The organism is Virgibacillus salexigens, assembly GCF_000723585.1.
GTDB classification, from domain to species: domain Bacteria; phylum Bacillota; class Bacilli; order Bacillales; family Amphibacillaceae; genus Virgibacillus; species Virgibacillus salexigens.
In genome coordinates this window covers 35,865-50,976 of record NZ_CCDP010000001.1, presented here as the reverse complement: position 1 = coordinate 50,976, position 15,112 = coordinate 35,865, and the positions used below count along the sequence as shown (strand labels likewise).

At 37.0% G+C, this 15,112-nt stretch carries 19 protein-coding genes; 18 read left to right on the top strand and 1 reads right to left on the bottom strand.

The window, feature by feature from the left end; translation table 11 throughout:
- Positions 1-78: 78 nt before the first annotated feature.
- The 13 genes from BN990_RS00275 to rsmI all read left to right on the top strand — a co-directional run bounded on the left by BN990_RS00275 (position 79) and on the right by rsmI (position 8,349).
- Complete coding sequence (locus BN990_RS00275) at positions 79-393, top strand: hypothetical protein (RefSeq protein ID WP_148530672.1); 315 nt, start codon at positions 79-81, stop codon at positions 391-393.
- Positions 394-544: 151 nt separating this feature from the next.
- Positions 545-811 (top strand): pro-sigmaK processing inhibitor BofA family protein, encoded by a 267-nt coding sequence (locus BN990_RS00270; RefSeq protein WP_021290330.1) that lies wholly within the window; start codon positions 545-547, stop codon positions 809-811.
- Between the two features lie 121 nt (positions 812-932).
- Positions 933-1,124, top strand: a complete 192-nt coding sequence (locus tag BN990_RS00265) for a sigma factor G inhibitor Gin (RefSeq protein ID WP_021290331.1) — start codon at positions 933-935, stop codon at positions 1,122-1,124.
- 109 nt (positions 1,125-1,233) lie between these two features.
- Positions 1,234-2,676, top strand: a complete 1,443-nt coding sequence (locus tag BN990_RS00260; protein ID WP_021290332.1) for an aminotransferase class I/II-fold pyridoxal phosphate-dependent enzyme — start codon at positions 1,234-1,236, stop codon at positions 2,674-2,676.
- Positions 2,673-3,314 carry a dTMP kinase gene (gene tmk, locus BN990_RS00255; RefSeq protein ID WP_038241565.1) on the top strand — a complete coding sequence of 214 codons (642 nt, stop codon included), beginning with the start codon at positions 2,673-2,675 and terminating at the stop codon, positions 3,312-3,314. Before BN990_RS00260 ends, tmk begins: the two co-directional genes overlap by 4 nt.
- Positions 3,315-3,328: 14 nt before the next feature.
- The gene (locus BN990_RS00250) at positions 3,329-3,658 is read left to right on the top strand and encodes a cyclic-di-AMP receptor (RefSeq protein ID WP_021290334.1); all 330 of its coding nucleotides are present in this window, start codon (positions 3,329-3,331) and stop codon (positions 3,656-3,658) included.
- 50 nt (positions 3,659-3,708) lie between these two features.
- Positions 3,709-4,143, top strand: coding sequence for a YaaR family protein (locus tag BN990_RS00245; protein WP_021290335.1), 435 nt, complete (start codon positions 3,709-3,711; stop codon positions 4,141-4,143).
- Positions 4,144-4,171: 28 nt separating this feature from the next.
- On the top strand, positions 4,172-5,161 hold the full coding sequence (gene holB / locus BN990_RS00240; RefSeq protein ID WP_021290336.1) for a DNA polymerase III subunit delta': 990 nt from the start codon (positions 4,172-4,174) through the stop codon (positions 5,159-5,161).
- 6 nt (positions 5,162-5,167) lie between these two features.
- Positions 5,168-5,992, top strand: coding sequence for a PSP1 domain-containing protein (locus BN990_RS00235; RefSeq protein WP_021290337.1), 825 nt, complete (start codon positions 5,168-5,170; stop codon positions 5,990-5,992).
- Between the two features lie 13 nt (positions 5,993-6,005).
- Positions 6,006-6,353: a DNA replication initiation control protein YabA gene (gene yabA / locus BN990_RS00230; RefSeq protein ID WP_021290338.1), complete on the top strand. Its 348-nt coding sequence runs from the start codon at positions 6,006-6,008 to the stop codon at positions 6,351-6,353.
- Positions 6,354-6,469: 116 nt separating this feature from the next.
- Complete coding sequence (locus BN990_RS00225; RefSeq protein WP_021290339.1) at positions 6,470-7,222, top strand: tRNA1(Val) (adenine(37)-N6)-methyltransferase; 753 nt, start codon at positions 6,470-6,472, stop codon at positions 7,220-7,222.
- Entirely contained in the window at positions 7,209-7,502 is a 294-nt protein-coding gene (locus BN990_RS00220; RefSeq protein ID WP_021290340.1) for a GIY-YIG nuclease family protein, read from the top strand. Before BN990_RS00225 ends, BN990_RS00220 begins: the two co-directional genes overlap by 14 nt.
- The gene (rsmI, locus tag BN990_RS00215; protein WP_021290341.1) at positions 7,480-8,349 is read left to right on the top strand and encodes a 16S rRNA (cytidine(1402)-2'-O)-methyltransferase; all 870 of its coding nucleotides are present in this window, start codon (positions 7,480-7,482) and stop codon (positions 8,347-8,349) included. Before BN990_RS00220 ends, rsmI begins: the two co-directional genes overlap by 23 nt.
- Before the next feature lie 124 nt (positions 8,350-8,473).
- Here the strand turns inward: rsmI and BN990_RS00210 are convergent, their stop codons facing one another.
- Positions 8,474-8,752, bottom strand: a complete 279-nt coding sequence (locus tag BN990_RS00210; protein ID WP_021290342.1) for an AbrB/MazE/SpoVT family DNA-binding domain-containing protein — start codon at positions 8,750-8,752, stop codon at positions 8,474-8,476.
- Between the two features lie 410 nt (positions 8,753-9,162).
- Between BN990_RS00210 and metG the strand changes: the two genes are divergently transcribed.
- The 5 genes from metG (at position 9,163) to rsmA (ending at position 15,088) form a co-directional block, all read left to right on the top strand.
- Positions 9,163-11,118 carry a methionine--tRNA ligase gene (gene metG, locus BN990_RS00205; RefSeq protein WP_021290343.1) on the top strand — a complete coding sequence of 652 codons (1,956 nt, stop codon included), beginning with the start codon at positions 9,163-9,165 and terminating at the stop codon, positions 11,116-11,118.
- Positions 11,119-11,201: 83 nt separating this feature from the next.
- Positions 11,202-11,972 (top strand): TatD family hydrolase, encoded by a 771-nt coding sequence (locus BN990_RS00200; protein WP_021290344.1) that lies wholly within the window; start codon positions 11,202-11,204, stop codon positions 11,970-11,972.
- Between the two features lie 270 nt (positions 11,973-12,242).
- Complete coding sequence (locus tag BN990_RS00195; RefSeq protein ID WP_021290345.1) at positions 12,243-13,502, top strand: G5 and 3D domain-containing protein; 1,260 nt, start codon at positions 12,243-12,245, stop codon at positions 13,500-13,502.
- Between the two features lie 121 nt (positions 13,503-13,623).
- Positions 13,624-14,199, top strand: coding sequence for a ribonuclease M5 (rnmV, locus tag BN990_RS00190; protein ID WP_021290346.1), 576 nt, complete (start codon positions 13,624-13,626; stop codon positions 14,197-14,199).
- On the top strand, positions 14,186-15,088 hold the full coding sequence (rsmA, locus tag BN990_RS00185; RefSeq protein WP_021290347.1) for a 16S rRNA (adenine(1518)-N(6)/adenine(1519)-N(6))-dimethyltransferase RsmA: 903 nt from the start codon (positions 14,186-14,188) through the stop codon (positions 15,086-15,088). The genes rnmV and rsmA overlap by 14 nt, the downstream gene beginning before the upstream one ends.
- The last annotated feature ends 24 nt before the right edge of the window (positions 15,089-15,112 follow it).

Below are 15,112 nucleotides of genomic sequence, written 5' to 3'. Positions count from 1 at the left end.
TTTATTATACTGCTTAGCTGCATACTCGTTTATACACTATGTATATCTATATCTTCATCTACTACAAAGGCTTGGTTTATGAGTGAAACTGAATCACACGGAAAGGTAGTCAACGCAACTACAAAAGATCTTCTAGATATTGATGCTGATCTTTTATCTTTTGATGCAGCATGTGTTACTAACATAGAAATAAAGATTAAGAATATTGCAGATGTAGAGATACCAATTAAGCTAGATGAAAAGAAACTACAATTATCACCGGGTGAGTTATTTTCGGAAGTAGTTACAAGAAAGGTGTCCTGTGAAGCTGAGCAAGTAAATTTTCATTTAATAGGATTTAATTCCTTTATTGATGAAATTATCATTGTTTCATTTGATCCACCTCCTACTTGAAGGAACGGCAGTGAAATTGAATACAGAGACTTCTAATATCTGATTAGAAGAACGCAATGTATACTGTGTAGTGTTTTTACTATGTCTGGTTCTTTTTCTTTCATTTTATGCATAAGTAGTAGAAAGGGACAAGAAAGAGGGGTTGATTAGTTTGAATTCGACACTAGTAATTTCTATTATGGTTGCATTAATTATTATCCTATTATTTGTAGGGGCGCCCGTAAAACCAATGCGCTTTATTGGACATACGACGGTAAAGCTTGGAATCGGGATATTATTTCTGTTTTTTATTAATGTGTTCGGTGGAGCAATTGGATTGCATATTCCAATAAATTTATTCACAGCGGTAATAGCTGGATTTCTAGGCATCTTCGGGTTGGCATCGTTATCAGCAATTCATTTGTTTATTATTTCATGATTGATTAAATGCAAATATAAAAGAAATTCTTAAAGCTTACTATTTTCAATTCATTTTCAAAGATTTTTTTGTATAAGATCCGTTAGATTAGGAGATACTAATTCATAACGGAGGTGGAGAAATGAAACAAAGCTTAACACATGAACGTTGTGGTATTTGTGAAGAAGAAAAGGAATCAGGTATTCATTTGTACACATTGTTTATCTGTTCAGAATGTGAGCATAATATGATTCATACGGAACCACGTGAAGAAAAGTATAACTATTATCTCCATAAATTAAAAAATATCAACAAACCAAAACTATATTCCTAGATCGGTAAAGTCTTTGTCCGCAAAGGCTTTTTTTGTTATCTATATGAAAGTCTAGTGCTGATATGATAAGATATGATCAGTTAATTTCATCATATTGAGGCGAAGATAAATGAACCAACAACGAATGCCGTTATTTCATGCACTACAACAATTTTCAGTGAATCGTCCCATTTCCTTTCATGTACCAGGTCATAAAAACGGGAATATATTTCCTGAAGCAGTGAAACAATATTTTCATACACTGCTTAAATTTGATATGACAGAGTTAACAGGATTGGATGATTTACATGCACCAGAAACGGTTATTGCTGATGCGGAACAGTTGGCTGCCGATTTCTTTCAAACAAAGAAAACGTTTTTTCTAGTAGGAGGAAGTACGGCCGGCAATTTGGCTATGATATTAGCTACATGTAAGGCATCTGATAAGGTTATTGTACAACGTAATGTTCATAAATCAATTATGAACGGATTAGAATTATGTGGAGCAAGCCCGGTATTTATTGCGCCAGATTATAATGAAGCTGTTCATCGGTATAACAATCCAAATATAAACACATTAAAGCGAGCCATAGAACAGCATCCTAATGCGAAGGCAGTCGTGCTTACATACCCGGATTACTTTGGACATACATTTGCTTTAAAAAAGATGATAGAACTGGCACATTCCCATCGTATTCCTGTTCTAATTGATGAAGCGCATGGTGTTCACTTTTCTTTGGGTTCTCCCATGCCTCCTTCTGCTATAAAACTAGGTGCTGATATCGTTGTTCAATCGGCTCATAAAATGGCTCCAGCGATGACAATGGGATCGTATCTTCATATGAATTCTAGGTATGTATCTGAACGGCAAGTTGCTCACTATTTACAAATGATTCAATCCAGTAGCCCTTCTTATCCATTAATGGCTTCGTTGGATATCGCACGTGCTTTTCTGGCAAACATGCCTCCAAAAGCTATACATGCCATATTAGATAGCGTCGACAAGGTCAAAGGGGCGTTAAGTCAAACCAATTACTGGAGTATTGTAACAGCAGATGATCCATTAAAAATTACATTGGAAATGCAGGAAGGGATTACTGCAACACAAGTTGCTAGCTACTTTGAGGAACAGCAAATTTATCCAGAATTAGCAACACATAACCAATTATTATTCATTCACGGATTAGCTCCATTTACTGAAGTAAATCGCTTGAAAAAAGCAGTAAAAACCGTGAATGATCAATTAAAAAATACTGCTAGACATGATACAATAGACATACAAGGACTTTTTACTGAGAAGGTTCAGGAATTAGCTTTGTCTTATCAAACAATGGATCAGTTGCAAACGAATTACTTCCCGCTTCAAGATGCAGTTGGGTATGTTGCGGCAGAATCGGTTATTCCATATCCACCTGGAATCGCATTAATACTAAAAGGGGAAGTAATCACAACTACACATATAAACACGCTATTCCTACTGCGTGAACAAGGAGTACGTATGCAACACCGGTATACAGAAGACATCCAAGTATTTATAAATATAGGATTGGAAGAAGGAGAAGAAGGAAGTTGAGGGGACTATTTATCACATTTGAAGGTGGGGAAGGTGCTGGAAAAACCTCGATTCACCATGCTTTAAGTCAACGGTTAAGCAATGAAGGCTATGATGTACTTGCTACTCGAGAGCCAGGTGGTATCAAGATAGCTGAGAAAATAAGGAATATTATCCTTGATCCGCTTCACACAGAGATGGAAGAGCATACAGAAGCGTTGTTATATGCAGCAGCAAGAAGTCAGCATTTCTTTGAAAAAGTGTTGCCAGCATTAAATCAGGGTAAAATAGTGTTATGCGATCGCTTTATAGATAGCAGCCTTGTATATCAGGGTTATGCGCGAGGTCTAGGAATGGATGAGGTACTAAAAATTAATCAATTTGCCATTGGTGATTGCATGCCTGATCGAACTTTATTCTTCGATATTGAGCCCAAAAAAGGATTAGAGCGGATCGCGGCGAATAAAAATAGAGAGCAAAATCGTTTGGATCTGGAAAATCTTGAATTTCATGAACATGTCTATGATGCTTATCATATACTTGCAGAAAGATTTCCTAATCGATTTCAATTCATAAATGCGGATCAACCAATGGAAGATGTGGAAGAAGAAGCTTTACGTCATATCTTATCTTTATTTAAGGAAAATAAGAAAATCTAAAGGAGCTGGCAAAAATGAAGTTACTTATCGCAGTGGTTCAAGATAAAGATTCTAATCGTCTGGTGGATGCACTAGGTGAAGAGAATTTTAAGACAACCAAGCTTGCTACTACTGGCGGTTTTTTAAAGGAAGGAAACACCACCTTAATGATCGGGTGTGAAGACGAATATGTTGATGAAGCATTAGATATCATTAAAGACAACTGTTCGCATCGTGAACAAATGGTTGCACCAATCTCGCCAATGGGAGGCAATGCTGATTCTTATATTCCAAAGCCAGTTAAGGTAGAAGTAGGTGGAGCCACCGTGTTTATTTTGCCGATCGAATCGTTTTATCAATTTTAAGGCTAAGCTGTCTTGATAAAAGAGATTGTAGGCCGGAAGGGACTGAGCATTTGAAAATTAGTCAGGATTTAAGACCCCAACCTGAAACAAAGTATATTAGACCAGCTGGAGAAGAGAACCGGACTTTCCAGAAATCGCTGCAGTCCCAGGCCCAACAACTTAAACAGCAAGAATTCCAAGTTTTAATAAAAAATATTAGTCTGCAGGGAGACAAGCTAGCTCGATTCCGTTCGTTCCGAGATTTAGCAAAATTTAAGCGGTTAGTCAAAGGTTTTTTGCAGGAAGCAGTTAATAGTGGGTTGGACTTGGAAAAGTCTCATCGTTTTGGGGTGGATCAACAAAGTCGAAACCTAACCATCGTAAAAGCTGTTAATGAAAAATTAATGGAACTAACCGAAGAAGTCATGAATAACGAAAAAAAGACAGTAGATCTACTAGGTTTAATTGGTGAGATTAAAGGTCTGCTGGTTAACATATATACGTAAGAAGCATGATAATATGAAGGGGATACATATGGAAACGTGGCCTGAGGTTGCCGAAATACAGCCGTTAGCAAGCAGGATAATAACAAATAGCATAAAGAAAGACCGGATTTCCCATGCTTATTTACTTCAAGGTGAACGAGGCACGGGTAAAGAAGCGATCGCCTTGCTCATCGCTAAAGGGTTATTTTGTGAGAATAATTCAGCTGATGAGCCATGTTCACATTGTAATGCGTGTCACCGTATTGCATCTGGAAATCATCCGGATGTACATTGGATTGAACCAGATGGACAATCGATTAAAATAGAGCAAATCAGGAATTTGCAGAAAGAATTTATGTATTCTGGTCTAGAATCGGATCAAAAAGTTTATATTATCAAAGGTGCTGATACGTTAACCGTTAATGCTGCCAACCGTATTTTGAAATTTTTAGAAGAGCCGAATAAAAAAACAACGGCGATTATGATGACAGACAATAGTCAATCAATTCTCCCGACCATTCGTTCCAGATGTCAGGTCATTGATTTAAAGCCTCTTAATCCAGTAAACTTCCAAAAGCAATTAATAGAAAAAGGGATGCATAATAGAAATGCAGTTTTAATGAGTGCACTAACGAATAATTTAGACGATGCCTTTACTAGAAATAACGACGAGTGGTTTGCCTCCGCAAGAAAGATAGTGGTACAATTAGTAGAGGTACTTTCATCCAATCCAGAGGATGTATACTTATTTATTCATCAGCATTGGGTGACTCATTTCAAGGAAAGAAGTGAGCATGAAGAAGGATTGGATCTCCTACTATTCGCATTCAAAGATATTCTTTATTACCATATAGAAAACGAAGCTGGGATGGTATTTTTCGCCCCTTCTGATGAATTGCTTGAAAAGGCAGCAAGACGCTTTTCGCAGGAGCAATTATTAGACGTCTTACAAACGGTGTTGCAGGCAAAGCGAAAGTTAAAGCAAAATGTCCATCCAACCTTAGTGATGGAGCAGCTCACACTTCAAATACAGAGGTGATAAGGAATGATAGAAGTTATCGGTGTTCGCTTTAAGAAAGCGGGTAAAATATATTATTTTGATCCGGGGGAAGAGACGATTCTGTTAGATAGTTATGTCATCGTTGAAACCATCCGTGGAATTGAGTTTGGTAAAGTTGTCCTTACCAATAAACAGGTTGATGAGGAGGATGTTGTTCTTCCACTAAAGAAAGTTATTCGACTCGCAAACGATAAGGATAAATTAACAGTAGTGGAGAACCAAGAACGCTCACAAAAAGCATTTCAAGCGTGCTTGGAAAAAATTAGAGAACATGACTTAGATATGAATTTAGTAGAAGTGGAGTATACATTTGATCGTAATAAAATTATTTTCTACTTTACTGCTGATGGTCGTGTAGACTTTCGAAACTTGGTAAAAGATCTTGCCGCAATGTTTAAGACGAGAATAGAACTTCGTCAAATTGGTGTACGTGATGAAGCAAAAATGCTAGGAGGAATCGGTCCTTGTGGCAGAATGCTATGCTGCTCCACTTTTCTAGGTGACTTTGAACCTGTATCTATAAAAATGGCAAAAGATCAAAATCTCTCCTTAAATCCTGCAAAAATTTCTGGTCTATGTGGAAGGTTAATGTGTTGTTTAAAATATGAAAACGATGATTATGAAGTAGCCAAACGTGAATTACCAGATATCGGACAATCAATGGAGACACCATATGGAAAGGGTAAAGTAGTTGGTTTAAACATCTTAGAACGACTCATCCAAATCGAAATACCTGAAAAAGAAAGAGTAATCGAATATACTTTAGATGAACTAATTGATGAAGGAATTTTAGCGCAAGCCACAGAATAACGGGGTGAGTAGCGTGAAGAACAGGAAAATTTTTGATCAAGTTTCAGATATGGAAAAGCAAATTGGCGAATTATACGAACAGTTAGGTGATTTGAAAGGTAAACTGAGCGACCTTTTAGAAGAGAATCATCGACTAGCCATGGAGAATCATAATTTACGTAGTCACTTAAAACATACAAAAGAGGACAACGCAGACAATGATAATCATGCAGAAGTGAACAAAGGTTTTCCTGGTGAAGGGTATGATAATTTGGCTCGTTTATACGAGGAAGGCTTTCATATTTGTAATTTGGAATTCGGCAGTCCAAGAAGAAATGAAGATTGCATTTTTTGCTTAGACTTCCTAAATAAAACGAAGTAAGATACATGATGTATGGCTGTCTCGATTTCGGGGCAGCCTTTGTTACAGTTAATGCTATGAAAGTAAAGCAGCTCCTGAATCATAAGCTTCATGTTCATTCAGAAAGGAAATACTAAATGGTTGAGGTTGAGTTATATGATGATGAACGAATAGATTATTTACTAGCAGATAACAGCATGAAAATTATACAGAGTCCTTCGGCTTTTTCTTTTTCTCTTGATGCCGTGTTGTTGGCTCATTTTGCTTATGTTCCATTTAAAAAAGGAAAAATACTTGACTTATGTACGGGCAATGGTGTTATTCCTTTACTACTATCGAGAAAAACAAAGGGTTCTATTACTGGAGTTGAAATCCAGGATCGAATTTATCAAATGGCAACGAGAAATGTTGCAATGAATCAGTTAACGAGTCAAATTGAGCTGATTCACGGTGATTTAAACCATTTACAAACGCGTTTGCTCCAAAGTCATTTTGATGTAGTTACTTGCAATCCTCCTTATTTTCCAACACCATCTAAAACAGAGCATAACCATAATGAATATTTAACGATAGCCAGGCATGAAGTATATTGTACATTAGAGGATGTTATCAAAGCCTGTAAACGCTATGTGCGACCAGGAGGCAAAGTGGCCATGGTACATCGTCCTGGTAGGTTAGTCGATATCATCCGTTTGTTTCGGAAATATAAGTTGGAGCCAAAACGATTGCAATTTGTTTATCCAAAGCAGGGAAAAGAAGCAAATATGTTATTAATTGAAGGAACAAGGGATGGGAAGGCAGATTTAAAAATCTTACCTCCACTCTATATTTATCAAGCCAATGGATCATATACAGAAGAAGCTGAGGATATTATATATGACAGAAAATAACCACGTGGTATATATATTAAAATGCAATGATGGGTCATTATATACTGGATATACCAATAATTTGGAGCATCGAGTCAGGATGCATGAAGAGGGAAAAGGTGCAAAATACACCAGAGGTAGGGGCCCTTTTCAAATTGTTTATGTTGAACGGTTCGCCAGTAAAACGGAAGCAATGAGAAAGGAATACGAAATTAAACAATTGACACGAAAAGAGAAATTTCGAATGATTCGTGACAAGTTGAAAGAAGTGATGAGCCATGCAGATTCAAAAAAGTTATGATCAAGTAACGGCAACAATATATATTGTTCCTACACCAATAGGGAACTTAGAAGATATTACTTATCGAGCGCTAAAAACTCTCCAATCCGTATCTGTGATAGCAGCTGAGGATACGCGGAATACAAAAAATCTACTAAGGCATTTTGATTTGAACACACCGCTCATTAGTTATCACGAACATAATAAGTTGGCTCGTGAAGATCAATTATTAACAAAAGTAGAAAATGGAGAATCGATTGCTCTTGTAAGTGATGCAGGGATGCCAGCGATTTCTGACCCAGGACATGACCTTGTACAAGCAGCAATTGGGAAGAGAATACCCGTCGTGGTCTTGCCAGGGGCTAATGCTGCATTATGTGCATTAGTTGGATCCGGGCTTCCAACAAGTGAATTTTATTTCTATGGGTTTTTGCCAAGAAAAAAGAAAGAAAAAGAAACGGAGATCGAGCGGCTGAAACCCCTGCGTGCGACATTATTATTTTATGAGTCCCCATATCGTTTAAAGGATACTTTAAAGGCTCTACATGGGCAGCTTGGCGATCGCCAGGTTGTCCTTGCTAGAGAATTAACCAAACGATTTGAAGAATTTATTCGCGGAACATTAGCTGAAGTAATCTCACATATTAGTGAAAAAGAAATGAAGGGCGAATTCTGTATTGTTTTGGATGGAGCGGAAGAAGATCAGGATATGGATCGATTATGGTGGAGTAATCTATCTATCATTGAGCATGTAAACCATTATTTAGAAAGTCAAACTAATTCAAGTAAAGAGGCCATTAAACTAGTCGCTAAGGAAAGACAATTGCCGAAGCGAGACGTTTACCAAGCCTACCACATTCAAGAATAAAATTTGTTATAGATAAAAAAGGTCTGACGTAGTGATGAACGTCAGACCTTTATTACATGTATAGCGATAAGTATAATTCATTTTATGTAGTGTAATGTACCATCACACTATACCTTTATTATACTTATTTGTTAAGTCGTGATTCTATCTCTTTAACCAGTTCTTGTGCGCCTTCAGGACTAAGGACAAGTTTGCCGTTCGCTAAAGAAAGGTTCTCATCTGAGACCTCGCCAGTAAGATGACAAGTCATGTTGGGCTTATACTTCTTAAGAATGATTTTGTCATTTTCTACATAGATTTCCATCGCATCTTTCTCCTGAATTTCCAGTGTACGACGAAGCTCCATTGGAATAACGACACGTCCAAGCTCATCAACTTTACGTACAATTCCGGTAGATTTCAATTTCTTTCCCCCTAAGGTTAGAAAAACGCGGCATTTTACTTGTCAGTGAGGCCTTCGTTCTTCCTAAAATTTGTTGTATTAAAAAAATCGTCATATTTCGACATCGCTCTAAGCAATAGAATACCAGTGTTTCTTTTTTCTGTCAATAAATATTTACCTGAAAATTTAATTATTTATAAACAACTTATAAACCTTGATATGACAAGGTTTATCCACTGTGATTATGGCAATACTGAAGAGGTATAGGAAAAAATAGGAAATAAACAAATAATATTTTTCGACATAATTCGATTTTGTTTTTCTAATAATTGTCCAAATTAGATGATATTGCACTCTATTTGGCAAATTGCAGGATAAAAGCTACAATAGTAATAGTTTATGGATGCAGGTGGAAATAGGAGGTAAGATAAATGGCAGATAATAAAAAAACATTTTATATAACAACACCGATTTACTATCCAAGTGGAAATTTACACATTGGTCATGCGTATTCGACAGTGGCTGGTGATGCGATTGCTAGGTATAAGCGGATGCGTGGATATGATGTTATGTATTTAACCGGAACGGATGAGCACGGGCAGAAGATACAAAAAAAAGCTACGGAAAAAGGTGTTTCTCCACAAACATATGTAGATGAAATCGTAAGCGGTATAAAGGATTTATGGTCAAAGTTAAAAATATCAAATGATGATTTTATTCGAACAACGGAAGAACGACATAAAAAAATTGTAGCTAACATATTTGATCAATTGGTTAAGCAAGGCGATATTTATCTGGATGAATATGAAGGATGGTATTGTACATCCTGCGAATCCTTTTTTACGGAAAGACAACTAGAGGATGGACATTGTCCAGACTGTGGCGGACCAGTAGAGAAGGTGAAAGAAGAATCTTACTTCTTTAAAATGAGTAAATATGTAGATCGATTGGTGCAATTTTATGAAGATAACCCTGAATTTATTCAGCCGGAAAGCCGTAAGAATGAAATGCTGAATAATTTTATTAAGCCAGGCCTAGAGGATTTAGCTGTTTCTAGAACGACATTTGATTGGGGAATTAAAGTACCTGGGGACCCCAAGCATGTTATCTATGTATGGATTGACGCATTGACAAACTATATTACAGCTTTAGGCTACGGGACGGATGATGACAGCAAATATCAAAAATTTTGGCCGGCCGATGTCCATTTAATGAGTAAAGAGATCGTTCGTTTCCATACCATTTATTGGCCAATTATGTTAATGGCTTTAGATCTTCCATTGCCAAAAAAAGTCTTTGCGCACGGATGGATATTAATGAAAGATGGCAAGATGTCAAAATCAAAAGGAAATGTAGTCGATCCCGTTAAGCTTACGGATAGATATGGATTAGATGCACTTCGCTACTACCTGCTACGCGAAGTACCATTTGGGTCAGATGGTGTGTTCACTCCCGAAGGATTTGTAGAGCGAACGAATTATGACCTAGCAAATGATTTAGGAAATTTATTGAATCGTACGATTGCGATGATCAATAAATATTTTAATGGGGAAATTCCAGCATATACTGCCAAGGAAACAGAATTTGAAGCGTCACTTGAAGCGTTTGGCAATGAATCCATTCGCAAAGTAGAGGAAGCGATGGAAAATATGCAGTTCTCTGTCGCCTTATCTTCGTTATGGCATCTGATTAGCCGCACCAATAAATATATTGATGAGACAGAACCTTGGGTATTAGCTAAGGATGAAGCAAATAAGGATCGATTAGGAAATGTAATGGCCCATCTTGCGGAGTATCTACGTAAAGCAGCGGTCATGCTTCAACCATTCTTAACAGAAGCACCGGCAGAAATTTTCAGGCAGCTTCATATAACAGATGAAACATTAAAAGAGTGGGATAGCCTTTATCAGGAAGGACAGATTAAAACTGGTACAATTGTTCAAAAAGGAAGTCCAATCTTTCCACGACTCGATGTAGAGAAAGAAGTACAAACCATCAAGGCAATGATGCAAAAACCGGCTCAAGAGCCAAAGACAAGCAATCAAGAAGTAACAAATAAAGATGAAATTGTTTTTGATGATTTTATGAAAGTAGATATGCGAGTAGCTGAGGTAGTTAAAGCAGAACCAGTAAAAAAGGCGGATAAATTATTAAAATTGCAATTGGATTTAGGTGCTGAAAAGCGGCAAGTAGTCTCAGGAATCGCACAATATTATCAACCAGATGATTTAGTAGGAAAAAAAGTAATTTGTGTCACTAATTTGAAGCCAGCTAAATTGCGTGGTGAAAAATCAGAAGGTATGATTCTATGTGGTGAAGATGAAAATGGGAAGCTTGTACTTGCTTCTGTAGAAGAAAACTTACCAAACGGTTCCGTTGTAAAATAATGAAGCAGAAAAGACCAATCTCAACGAGTTTGGTCTTTTCAACAATAAGAAGAGCTTATGTTTATAACTGAGGAGTGAAGAAGTTGTTGTTTGATACCCATGTTCATTTAAACGCAAGAGATTTTTTTGAAGATCGAGAAGAAACGATTCAGCGCGCTTTTGATGCTGGAGTTAAATATATGGTGGTTGTTGGCTTTGATCGTGAAACCATTCCCTTAGCAATTGAAATTGCTGAACAATATGAAACAATATATGCAGCAGTTGGTTGGCATCCGGTTGATGCCATTGATATGACAGGTGAAGAGCTTGCTTGGATTGAAGAGTTGTCTTCCCATCCAAAAGTTGTGGCGATCGGTGAAATGGGCTTGGATTATCATTGGGATAAATCACCGAAGGATGTACAAAAAGAAGTATTTCGAAAGCAAATTCGATTGGCTAAAAAAGTAAATATGCCAATTATTATCCATAATCGTGAAGCTACCGAGGATATTATTGATATTCTCAAACAAGAAAATGCGGAAGTGATTGGTGGAATCATGCATTGTTACAACGATTCAGCAGATTATGTACAAACATGTTTAGATATGAATTTTTATATATCTTTAGGAGGACCAGTAACCTTTAAAAATGCTACTTTACCAAAGGAAGTAGCGGTGCAGGTTCCTATGGATCGGTTGTTAATTGAAACTGATGCACCTTTCCTAGCTCCTCACCCCAATAGAGGAAAGAGAAATGAACCAGCTTATGTTAAATTAGTAGCAGAAAAAATAGCAGAACTTCGAGAAACAACCTTGGACGAAATTTGTGAAAACACGACAAAAAACGCTATTTCTCTCTTTGGTTTAAACTTATGACGGTTGTAAAAAAAGAAAAATAATTTGTAAAAAAATAGGAAAAATACGGTATAAAAAGAAGGTTAACGTAAATGTTAAGCTTCTTTTTTTATGAAATAATCGATTTTAATAAACCCCTTATGTATCAATGGTTATGAGGTATTTTTACTAATAAAAAAGGGCTCTCTTTTTTCTATGTAATCTAATTGTAACTTAAACGTAAACGGAATTACTTTGACTTTGCATATAAGTGTTAATATAATCAAAATGCATTAAGAGGGAGGCAGAAGCATGCGAATGATTTCAAAGCTAATGCCGGCGTCGACAATGAAGCTGGTTATTTCGAGCATTGGTGTTTTGGCACTTGTTGTGTTTTCCGGACTCGTCTTATTTGATGCTACTAAAGCAGAAGTGGTTATTGCTGAAGACGGCAAGAAACAAACTGTAAAGACGCATAAAAACACCGTAGAAGAATTACTAGCTGAAGTTGGAATTACTGTTGGAGAACATGATTACTTATCTCATAACAAAGCAGATTCCGTTGAAAATGGAATGGAAATCTCGTACAAACAAGCAAAACAAGTGACTGTTACAATTGACGATGAACAGAAGAATTACTATACAACGGTAGATACAATAAATGAATTCTTAGAAGAAAATAACCTTTCTTTTAAGCAACGAGATGATGTTTCTTTTAAGCCAGAAGATGCAATAGAAGATGGATTACATATTAAAGTTAAGCAAGCCTACCAAGTTACCATCAATAATGGCGGAAAAGAGAAAACAGTATGGACAACAGGCGGCACTGTAGCCGATTTGTTAGAAGAATCTCAGGTGAAGTTTGATCAGGATGGAGCGGATAAAATTAAACCGGCTCTGGGTGAAAAAGTTACGAAAGATACAACCGTCTCGATTGTACGTGTTGAAACAGAAAAAGATGAAGTTACTGAAACAATAGCCTTTTCGACGGAAGAAAAGAATGATAGCAGTCTTCCAAAGGGAGAGAAAAGGGTCCTCTCTGAAGGGAAAGAAGGCAAAGTAGAGAAAGTTTATGAAATTGTTAAAGAAAATGGAAAAGAAGTAAGTAAAGAACTAGTAGATGAGAACGTCATCGAAGAAAGTGAAGATCGAGTAGTAGCTATCGGTACGAAACAGAAAGAAGATAATAATTTGGTTACGTTATCAACTAAAAAGCCCAAGCAATCCGAAGCAAGTTCAGAGAGTAATAACGCACAAAACGCAAATGATCGTTCGCAAGGCGGAAAAACCTATACAATGTCTGCGAGTGCCTATACTGCAAGCTGTAGTGGTTGTAGTGGATTTACTACGACAGGTATAAATTTAAACGCGAATCCGAATAAAAAAGTGATTGCTGTAGATCCAAGCGTTATTCCGTTAGGGTCAAGAGTTTGGGTTGAAGGATATGGGGAAGCGATTGCTGGAGATACCGGTGGTCATATTGTAGGCAATCGTATTGATGTTCATGTACCTTCGAAACAAGCTGCCTACAATTGGGGTCGAAAAACCGTTACTGTAAAGGTCATTAATTAATAAAAATGCTCTTACCATAGAGGTAAGAGCATTTTTTGTATTATAATAAGTGTATAGCTTTAATCGAACTAGAGGAAATTAAAAAAGGCTAAAATGAATGAGTGTAGAAAGAGGAAATAATGTGAGGATAAAAGAAGTAATAGTGGTAGAAGGAAGAGATGATACAGCAAAAGTCCGCCAAGCTGTTGATGCGGATACAATTGAAACAAATGGTTCAGCAATTAATCAAACGATTCTAACCCAAATACAACATGCCAAGGATAAGCGAGGAGTCATTATTTTTACAGACCCAGATTATCCAGGGGAACGTATTCGTCATATTATTGATCAAGCAGTATCTGGCTGCAAACATGCTTTTTTGACGCGACAAGAAGCAACAGCGAAGCATTCTGGTATAAATAAAAGTTTAGGAATCGAGCATGCCTCGATGAAGTCCATTCAACAAGCTCTCTCAGAAGTTTATGAATTGAATGAAACACAAACCAGCGATATTACCAAACAAGATTTAATTAACTATGGCTTAATTGGCGGCGCACAAGCAGCTCAAAAAAGAAAACGCTTAGGAGAGATACTTCAAATTGGTCATATGAATGGCAAACAATTACTAAAGCGGCTCACCATGTTTCAGATAACCAAACAAGAATTTGAGGCAGCTATTGCGCAGATTTGGCAGGAGGATAAGCATGACAACGAATAAATTTATAGCAACACCGTCACGTACAAAAGAAATTTTATCGAAGTATCATTTCTCCTTTAAAAAGAGTTTAGGACAGAATTTTTTAATCGATAGCAATATCTTGGAGAACATTATTGAACATGCTGGTATTGAGAAAGGTGCTGGAGCTATAGAAATCGGTCCAGGCATTGGAGCGTTAACAGAACAATTAGCCATTCATGCTGATCAAGTTATCGCTTTTGAAATAGACCAACGACTGTTACCTGTTCTTGCAGACACATTAGAACCCTATCCAAATGTTACTATTTTACATCAAGATATATTAGAGGCCGATGTTGCGAATATGATCACAACGTACTTTAAGCATGAGCAACCGATACATCTTGTTGCTAATTTACCGTATTACATTACCACGCCAATTCTTATGAAAATATTACGTGAGGATCTCGCAGTGAATAGTTTTACTGTCATGATACAAAAAGAAGTAGCTGAACGCATGGCAGCTGGCCCCAATAATAAAAGCTATGGTTCGCTGAGTATTGCCATCCAATACTACACAAAAGCAGAAGTAGTTATGCATGTGCCTAAACGCGCGTTTATGCCACAGCCAAATGTCGATTCAAGTATTCTGAAGTTAGTGAAGCGCATTCAACCACCTGTCCAAGTTGATAATGAGGATTTTTTCTTTCGAATGGTTCAGGCTAGCTTTGCACAACGAAGAAAAACCCTTCGCAATAATTTAACCAATCATTTTCAAAGCTTGTTTACCAAAGAACAGGTTACCCAGTACTTAGAAAAGGCGGGGATTGATGGCAATAGACGTGGAGAGTCGTTGACGATGGAAGAGTTTGCATTGTTGGCTAATACCTTATATCGGATCCAGCCAAAGGAAGATAAAAACGAAGGCTGAATTTTAGATAAACGCACAGTTTTA